Annotated in this window: 12 protein-coding genes; 1 reads left to right on the top strand and 11 read right to left on the bottom strand. The window is 60.1% G+C overall.

All coding sequences use genetic code 11. From position 1 onward, the window contains the following. Positions 1–193 precede the first annotated feature (193 nt). From DW892_RS05805 to DW892_RS05835, 7 genes are all read right to left on the bottom strand, one after another. A complete protein-coding gene (locus DW892_RS05805; protein ID WP_187364990.1) occupies positions 194–6,574 on the bottom strand; it encodes a discoidin domain-containing protein in 6,381 nt (2,126 codons plus the stop codon). A gap of 548 nt (positions 6,575–7,122) precedes the next feature. Next, entirely contained in the window at positions 7,123–7,563 is a 441-nt protein-coding gene (locus DW892_RS05810) for a MarR family winged helix-turn-helix transcriptional regulator (RefSeq protein WP_158550938.1), read from the bottom strand. A 104-nt stretch (positions 7,564–7,667) separates the two neighbouring features. Beyond that, a complete protein-coding gene (locus tag DW892_RS05815) occupies positions 7,668–7,994 on the bottom strand; it encodes a hypothetical protein (RefSeq protein ID WP_089572607.1) in 327 nt (108 codons plus the stop codon). Between the two features lie 195 nt (positions 7,995–8,189). After that, positions 8,190–9,017, bottom strand: coding sequence for a PTS system mannose/fructose/sorbose family transporter subunit IID (locus tag DW892_RS05820; RefSeq protein WP_117646152.1), 828 nt, complete (start codon positions 9,015–9,017; stop codon positions 8,190–8,192). Continuing rightward, positions 9,017–9,874, bottom strand: coding sequence for a PTS sugar transporter subunit IIC (locus DW892_RS05825; RefSeq protein ID WP_089572605.1), 858 nt, complete (start codon positions 9,872–9,874; stop codon positions 9,017–9,019). The genes DW892_RS05820 and DW892_RS05825 overlap by 1 nt, the downstream gene beginning before the upstream one ends. Before the next feature lie 72 nt (positions 9,875–9,946). Further along, positions 9,947–10,435 (bottom strand): PTS sugar transporter subunit IIB, encoded by a 489-nt coding sequence (locus DW892_RS05830; protein WP_117716198.1) that lies wholly within the window; start codon positions 10,433–10,435, stop codon positions 9,947–9,949. An 83-nt stretch (positions 10,436–10,518) separates the two neighbouring features. After that, positions 10,519–10,953, bottom strand: coding sequence for a PTS sugar transporter subunit IIA (locus DW892_RS05835; RefSeq protein WP_089572603.1), 435 nt, complete (start codon positions 10,951–10,953; stop codon positions 10,519–10,521). Positions 10,954–11,261: 308 nt separating this feature from the next. Between DW892_RS05835 and DW892_RS05840 the strand changes: the two genes are divergently transcribed. Next, the gene (locus DW892_RS05840) at positions 11,262–12,044 is read left to right on the top strand and encodes a GntR family transcriptional regulator (RefSeq protein ID WP_158567032.1); all 783 of its coding nucleotides are present in this window, start codon (positions 11,262–11,264) and stop codon (positions 12,042–12,044) included. 215 nt (positions 12,045–12,259) lie between these two features. Here the strand turns inward: DW892_RS05840 and carB are convergent, their stop codons facing one another. The 4 genes from carB to DW892_RS05860 all read right to left on the bottom strand — a co-directional run bounded on the left by carB (position 12,260) and on the right by DW892_RS05860 (position 19,981). Then, positions 12,260–15,574, bottom strand: coding sequence for a carbamoyl-phosphate synthase large subunit (gene carB / locus DW892_RS05845; RefSeq protein WP_117766335.1), 3,315 nt, complete (start codon positions 15,572–15,574; stop codon positions 12,260–12,262). 1 nt (position 15,575) lies between these two features. Next, positions 15,576–17,015: a glutamine-hydrolyzing carbamoyl-phosphate synthase small subunit gene (gene carA / locus DW892_RS05850; RefSeq protein ID WP_117766337.1), complete on the bottom strand. Its 1,440-nt coding sequence runs from the start codon at positions 17,013–17,015 to the stop codon at positions 15,576–15,578. Between the two features lie 223 nt (positions 17,016–17,238). Further along, on the bottom strand, positions 17,239–18,189 hold the full coding sequence (locus tag DW892_RS05855; RefSeq protein WP_117766339.1) for a hypothetical protein: 951 nt from the start codon (positions 18,187–18,189) through the stop codon (positions 17,239–17,241). Positions 18,190–18,208: 19 nt separating this feature from the next. Next, on the bottom strand, positions 18,209–19,981 hold the full coding sequence (locus DW892_RS05860; RefSeq protein ID WP_117766341.1) for an ABC transporter ATP-binding protein: 1,773 nt from the start codon (positions 19,979–19,981) through the stop codon (positions 18,209–18,211). Positions 19,982–20,053: the final 72 nt, after the last annotated feature.

Consider the following 20,053-nt stretch of genomic DNA (forward strand, 5'->3'; position numbering starts at 1 on the left):
GGTGACGCGGCCAATCCGCGACCCTTAACTGCAAATAATTCAAGTATAGCCGCCGATGCTGATGTGTTCGGCGGGAGACGGAACGCTTTGCGAGATTAAGGCCGAAGGGTCGGAGCTTTCTGCCTACATTCAAAAAGCGTGCCCACCGTCCTTGGGTGGGACGGCGGGCACGCTTGCTTAGCTGTTGCTGGGGCTACTTAGCCTTGCTGCGACGATGGAAGAAAGCGCCGATCGCGGCGATGATGGCGCCAAGACCACCGACGGTCGCGACGGTCGCCGCCGTCTGGTCTCCGGTATTGGGAATCGCCGAACCGTTCTTCTTGCTGCCCTGGGCCTTGTCGCCTGCGGGCTTGCCCGCCTGGTTGCCGCCGTTCGAGCCATTGCCGGAACCCTGGTTGCCCGAGCCGCCCTGGTTGCCGGAATCGGCATCCTTGAGGCTCTCAATGGCCAGCTTGAGCTGGCTATAGGCCGCCTGGATCTGGGTGTCGGAAGCATTCTCATCACCCAAGACGTCCTCGGCGTAGGTAATGGCATCCGTCAGGGCCTTGACAGACTCGGCCGTCTTGCCCCTGGTGTCAGTCTCCTTCGCCTGCTTGACCAGGGCCTTGAGCTGCTTCTTAGTCGGATTCTCGACCGGGACCACCGGGGTCTTCTCGAGCGCGTCGCGGGCGCTCTCGAGCGCCCTGAGCGCCTGGTCGACCTCGTCCTGCGTGGCATCCTCGTCGCTCAAGATGGCGCGGGCGCTCGCCAGGGCGTTCTCGAGCGCCGTCCAGGAGGCCTCGGTGTAGTCGCCGGCCTTGAGGTCGCCGGCGGCAAGCTCGGCATCAACCTTTTCGATCGCGGCAGTGAGATCATCCTTCGCCACCGGATCGGGGACGGCCGTACCGTAGAACTTGAGCTCCGCCATGCTGCAGTAGGCATCAACGTCGCCCCCGCCGGCGTGAATCACCTTGACGGTCACGTAGCGACCGCGCGCGGCGCCAAAGCTCATCTGTTTCCAGTCGCCACGGTCGGTGAGCACGCGGCCATCGTTGTCGAAGGCGAACGTACCCATCGACGCGGCGGTGCCCTTCTCATAACCGTCGGCAGTGTCGGAGACCAGTATCTCGGCCTCGAAGATATCGCCGTTAGTGCCGCCGTCCTGGCGCGGCAGGAATGTAACGTCGGTGAGATCGTAGTCGCGGCCCAGGTCGACACTCAGATACTGGGGCATACCGGTCCCATGGGCCCAGTCGCTGTGCCAAAGCGTCCGCTCGTCGCCGTCGAGAGCGTTGACGGCGTTGCTGCCCTCGTAGTCGGCCTCACTCGAGAAGCCGGCCACCTTGACGTTCTTGCGGTTCTCGGGCGTGTTGATGAGAATCTTCTCATCAACAGGGCGCATCTTGAGGCCGTCGATTGCCTTCTCGATCTTGGCTGTGGCGTCTGCGACATCCTTCTTGCTATAGCTGCCCTGGCCGCTGTCGAGGAGCTTCTGAGCCGCCTCGACCGCAGTGGTGAGAGCTGCATAGGAATCCTTGGTGTAGACGGACTCGCTGTAGCCCGCGGCCTTGGAAAGCGCTGCTACGAGCGCAGAGGTATCGACACCAGCCTTGACCTCGACCTCATAGGATGCGGTCTTGGAGGGGTCGAGTACCGACGCCACCGTGATCTTTGCCTTGCCGGCCTTGTTGGCACGCAGGTAGTAGCTCACGCTATCGCCAGCCTGAACAGCGGAGACGCTTACCACAGAGGGGTCGGAGCTCTCGACCGTCACATAGGGGTAGCCAGCGCTCTCAGGCGTAGCCTTGGCGTCGACGGGCGTAATGTCGCCTTCAAAGAACTCGGTCTGGTTCTTGCCTAGCTCGACACCCTCGATGGCCTCGACACCCTGCGTGTAGTTGAAGTTGACCTCACGCAGTGTGAGCATCTGGTCACCCGATGCCTCAAGCGGCGTGACCTCGACCTTGGTCGCCTTCTTGCCCTTGTTCTCGGCAGAGAGGTCAAAGGCGTAGCGAGCCAGGAAGGAATCGTACTCCCCGCCCGCGAACTCTTGGGTCGAGCCATCCTCGAACGTCACGACAGCCTTGATCTTCTGCACGGTTCCGTTGCCACCGTTGCGGTTAACGACCTCGACACTATCGAGTTTCGACGGCGTCTTAAATGCGAATGTCATCGTGGTGGGAAGCTTCACGTAACTCGGAAGCTTACCCTCGCTGTCCCAGTTGCCGCTCCAGTTCCATAGGAACTCAAAGCCGTTGTCGCCCTCGTTATTATCGAACAGCGCGTTATAGCTCTTCTGCTGGATAAGTTTCTCGACGTTGGTCCCGTCGTCGGTCGTGAGCTCATCGTTGGTCATCGTGATGTTGAAGGCGTCCTGACCGTACTCGGCGACCGTTGGCTGAGGAACATCCGGCATCGTCACCGTGCCGTCGCTCGCAAACTCAAGTGCGTCGCATGCCGGACCGATGAGCCAAGATGTCGAGGGCAGTTCGACCTTGCCGGCGGTCTTGGCCTTGAGCTTGAAACTCGCCACCGCGCCGGTACCGTTGTAGAGCTTGCCATCGCCGCGGTTGGCAAAGGCGAGATTGATAGTCTGCGTTCTGTCCGCGAACTGGACCTTCTCGCGAGACAGGTTCTCCATGCCGGCAGTCGAGCCGTCCTGCGCGATGCTCTCGGACACAAACTCGAACTGGTCGCTCTTGAAGTTGACGAGAGCGCCCAGGGCGTTGACGTTCTTGGCGTCGGCCGCATAGACATCAACGGTGATCTCATCACCGGCCTCGACCTCGGTCTTGCTCGGAATCACCGCGAGCGAACCTGCGACCTTGCCCTTTTGTTTAGTGCCGCCGTCAAGACCCGCCATGGTGAACGAGTAATCGTAGACGTCGTAAACGCCGTTATCGTTGAGGTCGGCGAAGTGGTCGCGGATCTGCGAACCGAACGTCGGGGTATCGGGCTCGCGATTCTCGAGGCCCAGATAGTTCTTCATGTTGGAGTAGTCTCCGTCGGAGATCGTGGCCTTGTTGAGGTTGGAGCCCACGGCGAAGCCATCCGTGCCGTCGGTCTTGTAGATGGCAATCTCGGACGCGGAGAAGAAATTGCCGACCGAGGCGAGCGGTGTCATGCGCACGTAACGGGCGGCCACGGTGCCGTCAAACGCTACCGTCTTACAATCAGCGGAACGTGCCCAATCGACCTCCTGGCTCGTCCAGTGGACGCCATCGAGACTCGTCTCAACACGCATCTTGGTCACAGTGCCGTTGCCGGCGTCATCGCGCGGATAGTACTCGAGCTTATCGAGCTTGTAAGCGCGTCCATAGTCAACGGTAAGCGCCTTGCCCAGATCGTTGCCACCGGAGTGGAAACCGCCGTCGCCCGACTGGAACTCATGGTCGAAGGCGAGCTCGGCCTTATGGCTGCCGTAAAGTGAGCCCTCCCAGGTGATTTGCTCGGCGTCGGGGACGTTCCGCCACGGATCGAGTGCGGAGTTCGCCTCGAGCACATCGCTCCAGGCGGAGTAGCCCTCGGCGTTGCGCGAACGAATCTGGTAGGTGTGCTTGCTATTGTAGGCGAGGTCGGTGTGCGTGAACTCGGCCGCATCACCCACGGCGAACACGGTGCCGTCGACCTTAAGGTCGTAGGAGGTAGCACCATCGACCTTTCCCCAGGTGAGCTTGATGCTCGTTGGGGTCGTGACGTCCTCGGGGGCAGCAAGGTTCGTGGGTGCGGAGAGGCTCTCGTTGAGGCGATCGGCTGTGAGCGTGGCGTCGGCGTTCACGAAACCGCCCAGCTCGAGCGTCTGCGCCGCCGCAGCAACATCGGTCTTCGCGAACTTGACGTAGACCTTGGGGTTCGTGGTGATCTTGGTGTTGTTAAAGCTCTCGCCCCGCTCGGCCTCGGTGCCGTCCACATCGCTGCCGTAGTGGTTGAGGTTAGGGGTCTCGCTGTAGAAGTAGACCGCCTGGCCGGCCTCGGGGGTCGCGGTGTCAAAGGTCTCCTGCGAGTCGACCTCAACCACGTTGAGCGCGGATCCGCCGTTCTTGGCGACGACGCTCATGGGCTTGGCGGACACGTTGGCCACGAAGGTCGTGGTGCGATTGGAGTCGTAGCCGTTGTAGCCACCCTGCGAGGCTTCGGCGGTAAAGGTCGCGGTGCCGCCTGCGGCCTTGGATCTGTAGACGGTGCTCACATGCTCACCGTAGGAGATATTGTCGATCGTACCGTAGGAATCGTCCTCAGTCGTGTTGTTCTCGATGGAGGAGCCGTCGTCCTCGTACTGCGTAAAGGTGCCGTCGCCCTCGGTGGCGAAGAACTCGACGATACGCTGGCTGCGGTCGGTACCCTTGGTGTTGGTGTCGCTCACGGCCTCGGGGTTGTTGTTCTCGGCGTACATCGGCACGATAGCGTTGGCCTTCACAAACAGCGGCAGCTTCCAAAGCGGAGCCTCGTAGTTGTTGAGAACCTGGCCGCCGCGATACTGCTTACCCGAGAAGTAATCGATCCAGATGGTGGGATTCTCGTCGGTGCCGTAGTTGGGGAGGTAAATCCCATTGCGAATGTCGTTGCCGTTCTCGTCTGCCTGGGTATCCTGATACACCGGTGCCACTAGGAAGTTCTCACCGAACATATACTGGTACTGCGTCGAGGTGCTTGCGGCGTACTCGGAGTTATCGGAAAGCAGCATGGCGCGGATCATGGGCAGGCCGGCATCGCCGTTACCCGTGTCGATGTTGGCCGCCGAGGCCGCGCTCGTGTAGATATAGGGCATGAGCTGCGCCTTGAGCTTGAGGTAGAAGCGCGAGATGCCTGTGTAGGGATCGCCGTGCGTCATGGGCGATTTACGGTAGGTGCCCCAACCGTCCATGTCGAGCATAGAGGGCGTGAACGTCTTCCACTGGTAGTCACGCGCAGAGATGATGGGGTCGCCGCCAAAAATGCCATCCATGTCGGAGCCGATGTTGGGGTTGCCCGAAAGACTCTGACCGATATACGTGGGGATATGGAAGCGAATGTACTCCCAGTTACCGCCATACTGGTCGCCGGTCCAAATGCCACCAAAGCGCTGCGTGCCGGCCCAACCATCGAGCGTGATGATGTTGGGGCGCTTGTTAGCGCCGGTCGTCACCGTGTCATAAGCTGTCTTGATGCCATTAAGACCAAAGGAGTAGCCAGATCCAACCCAGGCAACGTCGGTCTTAAGGGTAGTGATGCCTCCCGTCTTGACCTCGGCGTCGAAGTCGCGAAGCAGATGCCACGGGGTCTCAGGGTTGCTGTCGGGCTCAAGGTTGGACTGGGTCCACAAGCCCGTGCTCACACCCTTTGAGTTGGCATACTCGGTGAACTTCTTAAGGTTGTCGACGTTGGCACGCACAGCGTTAAGACGGCCGGCCGAGCTCGCTCCGTCGGAGTTGACGCCGCCGGTCTTGTAGTAACCGTTCTGGCCATAGCCGGCGCCGTAGCCGTCGTTCGGCAGGAACCAGCCGAGCGGCATGTCGCTGTCCTCGTAGTCATCGATAACCTGCCGAGCAGAGAACTGGCGGTCGAAATCGGTCGCTTTCATGTTCTCGGTATCAACCGTAGGGCCCTCACCGTTGAGCGTCTCGGCCGCAAGTGTGCCGTCGAGCTTGTAGCCCGTCGACATGCCAGACTCGTACTTAACGTCGCCCTTCTCGCTCGAGGACTTGCTGCCCTTGGTCTCCCACTTCTTTTGACCCGAGGTCGTTGACCAGCCATCACGGTTATAGGCATTAAGATGACCAAGGTAGAACCCGTACTCGGGCAGCAGTACCGGGTTACCGGTCACCTTGTAGTAGTCCTGCAGCATCTCAGTTGCCACGTTCGAAGCTCCCTCGTTGGTCGCCACGAAGTAGTAGGCATCAAACTCATTCTCGCTGTGCAAAGTCGTGACCGTCGATGAGTCCGTGGAACCGAAGTCGTAGGAACCCTCTGCAAACGTGTTTCGGAGCACGCCGTAGCCGTCACTCGTCCAATAAAACGGGTTGGGCGAGGCAACGCCGCCATCGGTCCAGTTGTTCGTGTTGGAGATGGCGATGGTCTGGTTGGTGTGCAGGAAGCGTCCGTTCTGGGTGCCGCCGCCAAAGAAGTTCTCGGACTTCTCCTTGGCGAGCGTCTGGACGGTACCCTTCTTATCAAGGTCGAGGGACGCGGACTCGGAAACCACGACACGGTCGCCTGACTTGATACTCATCTTGCCAGTCGCCTTGTCCAGGATCACGGTCGCCTTTCCGCCGGTGATCTCGATAGTGTCGCCCTTGTCGGCAACCGTCGCACTCGGCTTGCTGTAGGTGTCCGAGGTATCGGGCTGAGCCTGGATCTTAGCCGTGTGGGACTTACTGCGCGGCGTGGCGTACTCGGAAAACTCACCCTTGGGGTCGACGTTATAACGGAAAATACCGTCCTCGAGGAACGTAATACGGCCCTTGATGCCGTCAGCGAAATCGATGTCGACGACATTCGAGGCAGACTGGGACACGGTCGCCGAGTCGACGCCCTTGAGTGGCGTGGCAATCGCCTGCTGGGGATTGGCAAACACGAGCGTCGCTGCAGTGGCAACGAGGACCGCGCTTCCCTTCACCCACCGTTTCGTAAAAATGGAATTCCTGCGCATCTGGTCTCCTTTCTTCCGACATGCTGAGGTGCCGAGGACGCCCCCCCCCCGGCAGCATGGGAAAACGTATCAAACGGAGATGTTCGGTACATTCCGCACAATGGGGGCCACCCGTTACCAAGGGGCCAACTGGTAGTAACCAGATAGCCACCTACTAGGTCATATCAACATATAGGAGCACTTGCGCACCCAAGTTCGGAATTCTCCCAGCGGCAGCAAAATAAGCGTCAACGGCAAGGTGGGCTTAATAAGCCATACCAATTGGTTCTTCAGTCAAATACCAATCTAGCAAAAATGTACTGTTTATCTGGTATTACACAGACCATACCTTTCCCTCGGGAACTGGGCTTCGCGAAGTTTCCCGAGGGAAAGGCTCAGCCGCCATCCTGCAACCTACCGGGGATTGCCATGACGTACGTTGGCTGATTTGGTTTGGAATGAGATGTTGACGGTGGCTGATGGGCACAACTGTCCCGGGTGCATTTCAAGATGCACCTAAATGTCTGTCTTTATCCTTATAGATTGTCCAGGTAGTCGTCGGCATCATAGGTAAGGCTGTAAGCTTTATTCAGGATGCGCACGAGCTCCTGGGCATCGTGCTCGCCGAGCGCTGAGAGTTGTTTCGAGAGCGATGCCACACTCTCGGCATTTTTTTTCGCCGCGAAATCACGGCCTTCCTCGGTAATGCTCACCAGCACACGCCGACGATCGTTTGGATCAGTCCTGCGCTGAACGTAACCCTTACTCTCGAGTGAATCCAAGATATGCGACATGCGCGCACGGGAGAATTTCAGCTTCTTGGCAATCTCGGAGGGAATGACATCACCGTCAATACCCGATAGATACTGTAAAACCGGTGCCTCGCCCACACTGGCGCCGCCGGCAGCACTCAAGGATCCCTTGGCAAGGGAACGTGAGTACACAATCAGTTTTCGAGCGACGTCATCGTAATCCACTGGGGATATTGTCCTTTGCAACTCTAGAAGGGCCATAAAACCGTCATTTGCCGTACATTAGTTAACATTCGCAACAATTATTTATGGTACCCCAACGCGGAAGTCTATTGCTCGTCCTTCTTGCGTCGCATAAGCTCCTCAACGTCGATACCCGCGGCCTCGAGCATGCGCTCGACATTCTTTTTGGCGTTGGTCGTGCCAACCTTAAGCACGATCGAAAGCGGAGTGCCCACCACCAGGCACACGATGCCCACGGGGACACCCCAGCCGGGGCCTCCCTGCATACCCCACATCCCCATCAAAAAGCCAATCGCCACGAGCGAATAGCCCAGGCGCAGCCAAACGTTGAGCCGCTGAATAGCATCGGTCTGCATCTTTGCCTCGCGGATCAAGTCGTCGCGCGAAAGGTCGTGTCCGTGTTTCTCGTGCATATGGTCCTCCTCGTGCAAAGTGTGCATCATGCGCAAGTCCATCGTTTATCGAATACGTCATCTTTCAAGAGCAATATAGCGGGTGTCGTGTAGGCGATGGAGGTCGCTGGCCATATTGCCCTTGAAGGGCGGCGTAAAATCAGAAGGCCGTGCGGTTGAGGCCGCACGGCCTTGCAGGGGGTCAAAGGATGATGACTAGTAGCTCAGCGCCGGATCGAAGAAGCCAATGAGAACGCCCACAAATGCGATCACAACGAGGATCAGCATCATGACGATGGGGTTGACCTTCTTCTTGGTCATCATGTACCAGCAGAAGATGATGAAGATCATGGGCAGCAGGTGCGGATAGATTCCGTCGAGCGTGTCCTGGAACTTGCCGCCACCGGGCAGCACCAGGTTGGGGCTGCAGGTGATGGAGACCCAGGTAGCACCGACTGCACCGATGACCATGGTACCGACCATCACGATGGAATCACGCAGAGCCTTGGCCTTGGGGCCGACCAGTGCCTCGACTGCCTTGCCGCCGAGCTCATAGCCCTGGTTGTAGGCAAAGCGCATGCCGAGGAACATGAGCAGGTTCCACACGACGATATAGAAGATAGCGCCGAGCGGGGAGCCGCCGGTCGAGAGACCGAGGGCGATACCGAGCAGGATTGGGATCAGGGTACCGACGATCAGCGAGTCGCCAAGGCCGGCGAGCGGGCCCATGAGGCCGGCGCGGATGCCGTTGATAGCGTCGTCATCGATGGCCTCGCCGTTTGCGCGAGCCTCCTCGAGGCCGGCGGTGACGCCGACGATCATGGTGCCGATCTGCGGCTCGGTGTTGAAGAACGCGGAGTAGGTCTGGAGGGCCTGCTTCTGCTCCTCGGGCGTGTCGTAGAGCTCCTCGACGATCGGAAGCATGGCGCACAGGTAACCGAAGGTCTGCATGTGCTCCTGCGAGAAGCAAGTCAGGTTGCCATAGGACCAGTTGCGGAACGACTTGGCAAGCGTTTTCTTAGAGAGTTTCTTCTTCTCTGCCATTAGATGTCCTCCTCTTCCTCATCATCGGAGCCCGAGGCGATAGCTGCCTTGGGAGCGTTTGCGAGGTCGATCTTGAGCGAAGCGATCTCATAGTTGATCAGGGCGAAGAAGCAGCCGATGCCGGCAGCGGCAATCAGGTTGCACCCCATAACAGCGGACAGGGTGAAGCCGAAGAAGAACGTGAGGAAGTCCGTGGGCTTAGAGATGACCTGCTTGAGCAGGATGGCGATACCGACGGTAGGCAGCAGCGAGCCGACGGTGAACAGCGTCTTCATCGCGATGCCGTCCATGGGCATGTAGGTCTTCATGAGGTCGACCATGGCGGTGCCGCCCATGGTGATGATGAACGTCGGGAGGAACGAGCAGACGATGTGACCGATCCAAGGCAGAACGTTGTTGACCAGGTAGAGCTTGTGGAGGTCGCCCTTCTCGAGCCACTTCCAGCCCATGCCCTGCCATACCAGGTTAATGGTGGCGGTGCCATAGAAGAGCACAGTGCCGAGCGTGCCGACGGCGGCACCGAGGGATGCGGCCATGCCGGCAGCCTCAGCGGAGGCGGGATCGATGCCCGAGTTCTTGATGGCGAGAATCGCCAGCGGGATGCCGATATAGGACACGGCGCGGACGTCGGCGGAGACGGTTCCGCCGGGGGTCACGAGAGCGATGTAGACAACCTGGATGGCAGCGCCGACGAGGATGCCCGTCTGCATATCGCCCATGATGATGCCGACGATGAGGCCGGCGACCAGAGGACGACCCAGAGTGTAGTTGCCGATCGTCGTGCCACCCATGCCAGGCAGTGATGCCAGGCAGGCGAACAGGCCGAACAGCGCGGCTTGGAATGCATTGATTGCCATGCTTTCCCCTTTCTTTATTCCTCAGCCCCTTTCCCCCAGGGCTGTAGGTACCAAAATGCGGCTGGCGCCTAACTAGAAGCCAAACTGACCGCGGAACTTTGGCCACTCACCAATGGATTTCTCCTTGATAAGGGCGAACTCGACCGTGTAGCCGGCGTTGGTGAGATCCTCGAGCGCCTGGGCCTCTTCCTGCGTGATCGACTGGTTGTTGCCGAGCTTGGTGGTGCCGGGACGATCGTTGCAGGGACCGACGATGATGCGGTCCATGCCGGGCTTAAAGCCAAAATCGACGAGAAGTTCCTTCATGTCGAGCGGGTTCTTGGTGATCAGGAAGTACTTGGTGTTGGACTTGAGAACCTTCTCGGAGACCTCCTTGAAGTGCTCCTTGGTCCACACGAACGTCTTCTTGCCCGAGGCACTCTTGTAGGCCTCCTTGAGCACGGGGTTGGACGCCGCGGCGTCGTTGACGGCGATAAGACCGTCGCAGGGATACTCGAGGGCCCAACGGGTAACGGTCTGTCCATGGATCATACGGTCGTCAATACGGATGAACGAAATCATACGTTCTCCCCTTTCCTTCATGAGGCCTGCGGTCGCGGCCTCTTCTTCCTAACGTTTGCAGCTAGATGAAACCTTGGTGCGGCCTAGATGTCGTCGTCCTCGTCGTCGGCGTCATCGGTCGGGACAACGAGCTCGGACATACCGTTCTTGCCCTCCTGCAGCATCATCTGCTTGAGGGAATCCAGGTCCATGGTGGCAAGCCCCATCATGGCGGTCATAGCCATGGGCAGATTCATACCGCCGAAGGCAATGGTGTGGGCGAGCAAGCCCTTCTCGGCCAGCGTGTTCATGGCATTGGTGAGCGGCGATCCGCCCAGGATGTCACCAAGCAGGACAACCTCGTCATCGGCGGTAACAGGAGCGAGCATCGCCTTGACGTTCTCGACATATTCGTCAGCGCCCATGCCGTCCACGAGACTCGTCGACAAGATGTTCGGGGCGTCATTGCCGAGCATCTTGAGGACACTGTGCAGTCCGGGAGCGAGCGTTCCGTGACTGACCATTACCAGATACCGCATGCGGTCTCCTCTCGACCTGCCGTGTGTCGCACGGCTTTGCTTTTTGCTGAGATTATTGTTGCGCCGGGGCATGTTCGGTACAAGAAAATAGTTGCGAACGGCAACTATTCATCGGTTAACGGTAGCAACTATTTTTGTGCCTAAATTATTTTTTCTTCTAATTATTTTTAAAATAGCAGGTAGATTGCCTGATAAATGTTTTATGTTCCTTATGCACCATACATACCAGCAAGAATCGGGCCTGGCATCTCCGGTTTGCTCCGCAGTGTCAGACCATGTCACGTACGCCCACGACATGGAGGTACCCCATGGATATGATCTCGTTTCTCGCCTCCGAACCCTTCGACCGCAGCGGTGATACGCCGCTCTATGTCCAACTTAAACATCGAATCGCCCTGCTTATCGCCAGCCAGGCGTTCGACACCAAGACGCCGCTGCCACGCGAGCTCGAAATCTGTGAGCGGCTAGAGTTATCGCGCGCGACCGTGCGCCGTTGCTTCCAAGATCTCGTCATCGAGGGGCGCGTGGTGCGCAAACGTGGGCAGGGCACGTTCATCAAACCCCAAACCTCAGCACCCGGCATCGACCTGGCCCTGAATTTCAGCGCGCGGATGCGCGAAGCGGGACGGGTTCCGAGCTCGCAGATTCTCGCCTTTTCAAGCATACCGGCCGTCCGCGGCATCGCCTCTGGGCTCAAAGTGTCCGAGGGGACACCCGTCTGGGAGATTCGCCGCCTGCGTCTCGCCAACGACAAACCCATGGAGCTCAACTACGTCTATATCCCCGTGTCACTTTGCCCCGAGCTTACACGCAAAGACGTGGATGGCTCGCTCTACGCCTACATCGCGGAAAAGACCGGCATCCTGCCCGCAAGCGTCGATGCCGTCTACGAGACGGTCAACCTCGACAAGCATGAGGCGCGCCTTTTGGGACAGAACACCGGTAAGGCGGCGATGCGCATCGTGCGTTCGACCTACGACAAGACGGGAACCCCGTTCGAGGTAGGCGTGCTCATCAGCTGCGACGGTCAGGCAAAGCTGCACGTGCACATCGCCGCCGACAAAACAACCTTCACCGCCACAGCCCAATAAATCCAAAACGTGGGCGCCGTCGTTCAAACGAACGACGGCGCCCACACTCATTTTCTTTTCAGCCCTAGTCATCGCGCAAAGCCCCTTCGGCAGCACACGGTGCTACCGAGTCACCGCATGCCGGGGCGGGAGGGGGTCCTTTCTCTCGGAAAACTTCGCGAAGCCCAGTTTCCGAGAGAAAGTGTCCCCCTCCCGCCCCGGCCGGACAGGTCACACTACACCGTGTGCTGCGGCAGGTCCTGCAGGGCGATGACGTCCATGCCCATGTCGTTGGCGCTGCCGTGACCCTGCTGGTCCTCGCGCACGGCCTCGATGGCGCTCACGTACGTGTTGGCCGCAGACATCGCCGTCACGCAAGTCACGCCGCGGCGCACCGCCTCGGTACGCAACAGATAGCCGTCGCCGCGCGAGCCCGGACCGTACGGCGTGTTGATGATCACCGCGATCTTGCCATCGGCGATGAGGTCGCCGATGTTGGGGCGCTCGCCGTCGTGCGGGCCGCTAATCTTCTCCACGATCTCGCACGTCACGTTGCCTCCACGCAGCACGCGCGCCGTACCCTCGGTGGAGCAGATGTCAAAGCCCAGGTAACGCAGGATACGCGCGACCGAAAGGATGTGGCGCTTGTCGCGGTCGCACACGCTGATGAATACCTTGCCGGCGCTCGGGTCGGGCAGCTTGTAGTCGATCGCCAGCTGCGTCTTGGCGTATGCCTCGGGATAGCTCTTAGCGATACCCATGACCTCGCCCGTCGACTTCATCTCGGGCCCCAGGATGACGTCGGCGCCCGGGAAACGTCCCCAGGGCATGACGGCTTCCTTCATGCAGAACCAGTCCAGCTGACGTTCGTCGCTCGGCAGGCCCAAGCTCGCGATGGAATCGCCTGCCATGATGCGCGCCGCGCATTTGGCCAGCGGCACGCCGGTGGCCTTGGAGATAAACGGCACGGTACGGCTGGCGCGCGGGTTGGCCTCGATCACGTAGACGGTCTCGCCCTTGATGGCATATTGCACGTTGACCAGACCGCGGACTCCCAGCGCCATCGCGATGCGGCGCGTGGTCTCGCGGAGCTTCGCCTGCAGGCTCTCGCTAAAGCTAAACGGCGGAATGCACGTCGCGGAGTCGCCGGAGTGAATACCGGCCTCCTCGATATGCTCCAGGATACCGCCGATGTAGACCTCCTCGCCGTCGCACAGGGCGTCGACATCGGACTCGATCGCGCCCTCCAGGAAGCGGTCCAGGTATACCGGGTAGTCGGGGCTGATGCGCGCAGCCTCGGCCATGTAATCGCGCAGATGCTCGGCATCGTAGGCGATCATCATGCCGCGGCCGCCCAGCACGTAGCTCGGACGCACCAGCAGCGGGTAGCCGATGTGCGCGGCCACGGCCTCGGCCTCCTCAAACGAGGTTGCCTGGCCCGCCGGCGGATACATGATGCCCAGCTTGTCGAGCAGGGCGGCAAAGCGCTCGCGGTCCTCGGCAAAATCGATGGCGTCGGGCTTGGTGCCCATAATGTTCACGCCGCTCTCCTCGAGCATGCGCGCCAGCTTAAGCGGAGTCTGGCCGCCGAGCGTCACCACGACGCCGTCGGGGCGCTCGACATCGATAACGTCCATGACGTCCTCGTAGGTGAGCGGCTCAAAGTACAGACGGTCGGACGTGTCATAGTCGGTCGAGACGGTCTCGGGATTGCAGTTGACCATGATGGTCTCGAAGCCGCGGGCCGCCAGCGCGTAGCTCGCGTGCACGCAGCAGTAATCGAACTCGATACCCTGGCCAATGCGGTTGGGGCCGGCGCCCAGGATCATCGCCTTGGGCTTGTCCGCCGGCGTGGTCTCGTCGGGAGCCACGCACTTCTTGGCATCCGGGCTCGTGCGGTAGATGTTCTCGTACGTCTTGTAGTGGTACTCCGTGGCGCTCGAGAACTCGGCCGCGCAGGTATCGACCGTCTTCATGCTGGGAACCACGCCCAGGCCCTTGCGGTAGGCGCGCACAAAGCGCTCGTCCGAGCCGGTCAGCGCGGCAATCTCGGCGTCGCTCGTGCCGTACTGCTTGAGCAGGCGCATCGCGTCGGCGTCGATATCCTCCACGCGCAGGCCGCGGATGCTCTCCTGGACCTGCACCATGTCGTTGATACGGTTGAGGTACCACGGATCGATACCGCAGATGGCATGGATGCGGGCGATGTCCCAGCCACGGCGCAGGGCCTCGACCACAAAGAAGATGCGGTGCTCGGTCGGGGTTGCCACGGCCTGAGCGAGCTCATCGTCGCTCAGCTTGTCGGCACCCTCCTTGCCACCGGCGCAGATGCCCTGGTGACCGTCCTCCAGTGAGCGCATGGCCTTGCCGAAGGCCTCCTCAAAGGTGCGGCCGATCGCCATAATCTCGCCCACGGCCTTCATGCGCGTGGTGAGCGTGGGGTCGGTACCCTTAAACTTCTCGAAGGCAAAGCGCGGCACCTTGACCACGCAGTAGTCGATCGTGGGCTCAAAGCAGGCGGGCGTTGCCTTGGTGATGTCGTTGACGATCTCGTCGAGCGTGTAGCCCACGGCCAGGCGAGCGGCGGCCTTGGCGATGGGGAAGCCCGTGGCCTTGGAGGCCAGTGCGGACGAACGGCTCACGCGCGGGTTCATCTCGATGACGATTAGGCGGCCGGTCTGGGGGTTCACGGCAAACTGCACGTTGGAGCCGCCGGTCTCGACGCCAATCTTCTCCAGAATGGCGAGCGACGCGACACGCATGCGCTGGTACTCAAGGTCACTTAGTGTCTGCGCCGGCGCCACGGTGATGGAGTCGCCGGTGTGCACGCCCATGGGGTCGAGATTCTCGATGGAGCACACGATGATGCCGTTGCCGGCGTGGTCACGCATGACCTCCATCTCATACTCTTTCCAACCCTCGATGGACTCCTCGACCAGCACCTCATGGGCAGGCGAGAGCTCAAGGCCCTGGCTCACGATGGAGACGAGCTCCTCGTGGGTATGCGCGATGCCGCCGCCGGCGCCACCGAGGGTAAAGCTCGGGCGCAGTACGCAGGGATATCCCACGCGCTCGGCGATAGCCTCGGCGTCGGCCACGCTGTAGGCATAGCCCGAGCGCGCGACCTCCAGGCCGATCTCGGCCATGGCCTCGTTAAAGAGTTTGCGGTCCTCGCCGCGCTCGATAGCGGCCAGGTCGCAGCCGATCATCTCGACGCCGTACTTGTCGAGCGTGCCGTCCTTTGCCAGCTCGACGGCGGCGTTCAGACCGGTCTGGCCGCCCAGCGTGGGCAGCAGCGCGTCCGGGCGCTCCTTTTTGATCACGCGCTCGATAAACTCGGCGGTGATAGGCTCAACATAGGTGCGGTCGGCCAAGCCCGGGTCGGTCATGATGGTCGCCGGATTGGAGTTGACCAGGATAACCTCAAAGCCATCCTCCTTGAGCACCTTGCAGGCCTGGGCGCCGGAGTAGTCGAACTCGCAGGCCTGACCGATAACGATGGGGCCCGAACCAATAACGAGGATGCGCTTGATGTCAGTACGTTTCGGCATGTTAGTTCTCCTCGGTCGCAGCGTTCTCGGACTCGGCGAAATTCCAGCCGGCGAGGCGGTCCTTCGCGGTGTCGATGTCCAGGTAGTTCTCCTCGCCGTCCATGAGTCGCGTAAAGGCGGTAAAGAGATAGTGGGCATCGGTGGGGCCGGGCGAGGCCTCGGGGTGGTACTGGACCGAGAAACACGGGGCGTCGAGCAGCTGGATGCCCTCGGCGGTGCCGTCGTTGAGGTTCACATGTGTCAGGCGAATGCGACCAAAGCGCTCGTTCATCACGACCGGCGCGATGCCGCGACGCACCCAGGCGCGCAGGTCGCCATCGGCCGCATGCTCGGTTTCGCCGCCGGAAAGCTCCGGAATCAGTTTGCCCAGACTGGGGAACAGCAGGCCAAAGCCGTGGTTTTGCGCGGTGATCTCCACGCGACGGCTCACCAGGTTCATGACCGGCTGGTTACCGCCACGGTGACCGAATTTAAGCTTTTCCATTTGGGCGCCGCAGGCCAGGCTGATCATCTGGTGACCAAGGCAAATGCCAAAGACCGGCACCTTGCCGATCAGCTGCTGCACCTGCTCGTAGGTCTCCACCACGGCATCGGGGTCGCCGGGGCCGTTGGATAAAAAGACGCCATCGGGATTCATGTCGAGCACCTCACTCGCGAGCGTATCCCACGGCACGACGGTAAGGTCGCAGCCGGCGCGGACCAGCCCCTCCAGAATGCCGCGCTTCACACCGCAGTCGTAGGCGACCACTTTGTGACGGGCAGGAGCGGCAGCCGCAAGCGCAAAGTCATGCGTGGCAGGCAGGTCGGCGGCCGCAAACTCGTGAGGCGCGGGGCAACTTACGGTCTTGACCAGGTTCTCGCCTACCAGCGTGGGCGCTGCGGCCAGACGCTCGGCAAGCTCGTCGACGTCGAAGATCTCGGTCGAGATAATGCCCATCTTGGAACCATTGTCGCGCAGATGGCGCACCAGAGCGCGGGTGTCGACACCCTCGATAGCGACGATGCCGTGAGCGCGCAGGTACTCCGGCACGCTGACGGCCGAGCGCCAGTTAGAAGGCGTGGCGCACATGTCGCGAACGATCATGCCGCGCATAGCCGGAGCGCTCGCAGGGCGCACGGCGTCGCCGGGGAAGGCCGACTGGACATCGGTCTCGTCGATACCGTAATTGCCGATCTGCGGATAGGTCATGGTTACGATTTGGCCGGCATAACTCGGGTCGGTCATGACCTCAAAGTAGCCCTCGAGCGAGGTGTTGAAGCAGACTTCGCCGGTCGCGGTGCCCTTGGCGCCGCATGCACGTCCATAAAAAATGGTCCCATCCTCGAGATACAGGATGCAGGGACCGCAGGTGCCCTTGCTGGTTTTGGCCAGCATACGCTGGCAAAGCTCGCTGGGCGCGAAGGTGCGGGCGGCAGCGCCCGCGGTATGGTTGTTCGCCATAATTCTCCTTCCCGGTCTCACAGGACCGGCTTAAAGGTGTGTAGTTAGGCCTCGCGGTATTGTAACCGCAAGCATGCCTCATGGCGTTAATTTCATCGAAATGTTTACGAAATGATAATTATGACTTTCTATGCATAATGATTATTTAATCCCCGTCCCAGAAAAATTATCCCGCGTGGGCTTGTGGCTCACGCGGGATAATGGCCTCTTATTTTTTCTTGTCCTACTCCAGCAGTTCGGACGGCGTTCGGTCGGGCTTGCCGCCGCGGAAAATCTCGCGGCCATGCAGACGATGCTCCAGGTCACGTTCGGCCTTTTCCTCGTCAATCTTGGTCTGGCTCACCACCGGGTCCTCAATCAACGACGACACCGAGTTCACCTGCTTCTGAATGCGCTCGGCGATAGTGTCATCCATACTCACGATGCGCATCTTCCAGTCGATACTCGTAGCGTTGGATGAGCTCTTGGTCCACACGAACGTCAGGATGGCGCTCTGGTGGCCCTGGGCGGGAAACATGCCAAAGAAGGAATCGTGCTGAATGTTGCTATCCTCGTCGATATAGGCGTGAACGTTATACACCACGCGGTCAATTTTGTCGTTGAGCAGGGCGTTGGTCGCAAGCGCCGCGGCCTGGATCTGCCCGTTGGACAGCAGCTCGAGCTCATTGGCAGACGACGTGTCCAACACCGTCACCTCAACCGTGCCCGTGCGCTCATCGGCCTCGTCGACAGAAAAATCGAGCGGGAACTGCGTAAAGCCGTTGCCCCATTCGAGTCCACCCTTGAGCGCGGTCGAGACGGTATCCACCGAAACGCTCTCGGACAGGTTGGCGGTATTCAGACGGCGCATCACGCCGTAGCCGATCTGCATGCCCACGATCAGCACCAGAATACCGATGACCACGGCCATCGCGGTCTTCGTAATGGTATGGCTCACCTGCGAGCCCGAAGGATCGTCCTCGGACAGCGGGTCGATATGTTTTGCCTGGCTCGCGCGGTCCTCGCTGCGCAGCTGCGCTAGCGCCGCTTTGTCACCGCGCTTGGCCGCAGCCTCCTTCTCACGCATGCGCTCGGTTCGCTTTTTGGCGAGCGTAGGATCCAAGACGCCGGATGCATCGATTTCGGAGAATAACTCCGTCACTTCTTCCGGAGTCAAAGGGTTCTTGTCAGCCATAAACTTCCTGTCATATCAATCAGTCGAGCTCGTGCGCACGCGCACCTTCGAACTGCATTCGATAGTAACGGGCATAAGTGCCGCCACGGGCGAGAAGCTCCTCGTGCGTGCCACGCTCCACAACGCGACCATGCTCAACGGTCGCAATCTCATCGGCGTGCTTAATGGTCGAAAGACGGTGGGCGATGATGATTGTGGTACGGCCGCGTGCCAGCTCCTCGAGTGACTCCTGCACCGCCTCCTCGCTCTCGTTATCCAAAGCACTCGTCGCCTCGTCCAAAATCAGGATCTTGGGGTTCTTGAGAAACACGCGCGCAATGGCAACGCGTTGCTTCTGTCCGCCCGAAAGACGGCTGCCACGCTCGCCCACGACCGTGTCATAACCCTGTGGAAGCGACTCGATAAAGGCATCGATGTTGGCGCGACGGGCGGCCTCGGCGATCTCTCCTGCCGTAGCGCCCGGCTTGCCGTAGGCGATGTTCTCGCCAATCGTGCCGTCAAACAGATAGACATCCTGCTGCACCAGGCCGATGGCGCGACGCAGGCTCTGCTGCGTCACATCACGCACGTCCTGGCCGTCGATGCTAATGGATCCGGCAGCCACGTCATAAAAGCGCGGCAGCAGCGAACAGGTCGTGGACTTGCCGCCGCCCGAAGGGCCAACCAAAGCGATGGTCTGCCCGGGCTTGATGGACAGATTCATATGGTCGATAACGGGACGCTCTTCGGCATCGCCCTCGCCCAGCTCAACGTCCTCGTAGTTAAAGCACACGTCGTGATACTCCACGGCGCCGGCAGTCACCTGCAGATCCGTAGCGCCCGGCTTGTCCTGGATATCCGGCGCGGTCGAGAGCACCTCGTCCATGCGCTTAAAGCCGGCGATGGCCTTCTGATACGTTTCGGCCGAATTGACGAGTGTCTCGAGCGGCGTGCAGAACAGCGAAATATAGAGTGCAAAGGTCGCCATATCGACCGCCTGCAGCTGTCCCTGGGCGACCAGCCAGCCGCCCAGCAGCACCACGATCACATAGAGCACACCCGAGAGCAGGCCATACGTCGCGGTATAGACGCCCATGGCGTGATACATGTTCTCCTTGGACGAAAGATAGCGATTGTTGGAGGCGCGGAACTTGAAGCGTTCGGTCTCCTCATTGGCAAAACTCTTGACCACGCGCATGCCCGCCAGCGAATCCTGCAGCTGCGCATTGATGCCGCTGATCTTTTTGCGGTTGTCGCTAAAGACCTCGCGCATGCGCATGTTCTGCCAAAACATGATGACCGCAAACGCCGCCGTCACCACGGCCATGGCGAGCGCCAGCACCGGGGCGATGGTAAAGAGGATCACAAACGAGCCGATAATCTCGATGCCGCAGATGATGATCCACTCGGGCACGTGGTGCGCCGCCTCGCAGATATCGAACAGGTCGTTGACCACGCGGCTCATCATGTCGCCCGAGCTGTTGCGGTCAAAGTACGCAAAGCTAAAGCGCTCATACTGGTCAAACAGGTCCTCGCGCATCTTGGACTCCATACGCGCGCCCATCACGTGACCCCAATAGCTCACAAAATAGCGGCAGGCGCAACGGATGATATACATCAGCACCAAACCCACCGCGATCATACCGAGCGCCTGCATAATGGCAGCCTGACCCTGGGTAAACAACCCGCCGGTCAGATTGCGCAGAATAATAGGAAACGCAAGGTCAATGGCAGCAAGCACCAGAGCGCAAACAGTATCGGCAACAAAAAGCCCCATCTGGGGCTCGTAATACGAGAGAAACCTTTTAAACATGCAATCCTCGAAGAGAAATAAATAGCGTGAGAAATCCGGTTGAACCGGTCAGGCTGAAAACAAAGCGTCCCA

Source organism: Collinsella sp. AM40-7AC, assembly GCF_003468125.1.
GTDB lineage: Bacteria > Actinomycetota > Coriobacteriia > Coriobacteriales > Coriobacteriaceae > Collinsella > Collinsella aerofaciens_O.

Coding starts and splice junctions, on each gene's coding strand:
- DW892_RS05830 (WP_117716198.1), bottom strand. CDS start 10,435: ATGATTTCGTTCATCCGTATTGACGACCGTATGATCCATGGACAGACC.
- DW892_RS05860 (WP_117766341.1), bottom strand. CDS start 19,981: ATGTTTAAAAGGTTTCTCTCGTATTACGAGCCCCAGATGGGGCTTTTT.
- DW892_RS05820 (WP_117646152.1), bottom strand. CDS start 9,017: ATGGCAGAGAAGAAGAAACTCTCTAAGAAAACGCTTGCCAAGTCGTTC.
- DW892_RS05840 (WP_158567032.1), top strand. CDS start 11,262: ATGGATATGATCTCGTTTCTCGCCTCCGAACCCTTCGACCGCAGCGGT.
- DW892_RS05825 (WP_089572605.1), bottom strand. CDS start 9,874: ATGGCAATCAATGCATTCCAAGCCGCGCTGTTCGGCCTGTTCGCCTGC.
- carB (WP_117766335.1), bottom strand. CDS start 15,574: ATGCCGAAACGTACTGACATCAAGCGCATCCTCGTTATTGGTTCGGGC.
- DW892_RS05855 (WP_117766339.1), bottom strand. CDS start 18,189: ATGGCTGACAAGAACCCTTTGACTCCGGAAGAAGTGACGGAGTTATTC.
- DW892_RS05815 (WP_089572607.1), bottom strand. CDS start 7,994: ATGCACGAGAAACACGGACACGACCTTTCGCGCGACGACTTGATCCGC.
- DW892_RS05835 (WP_089572603.1), bottom strand. CDS start 10,953: ATGCGGTATCTGGTAATGGTCAGTCACGGAACGCTCGCTCCCGGACTG.
- carA (WP_117766337.1), bottom strand. CDS start 17,015: ATGGCGAACAACCATACCGCGGGCGCTGCCGCCCGCACCTTCGCGCCC.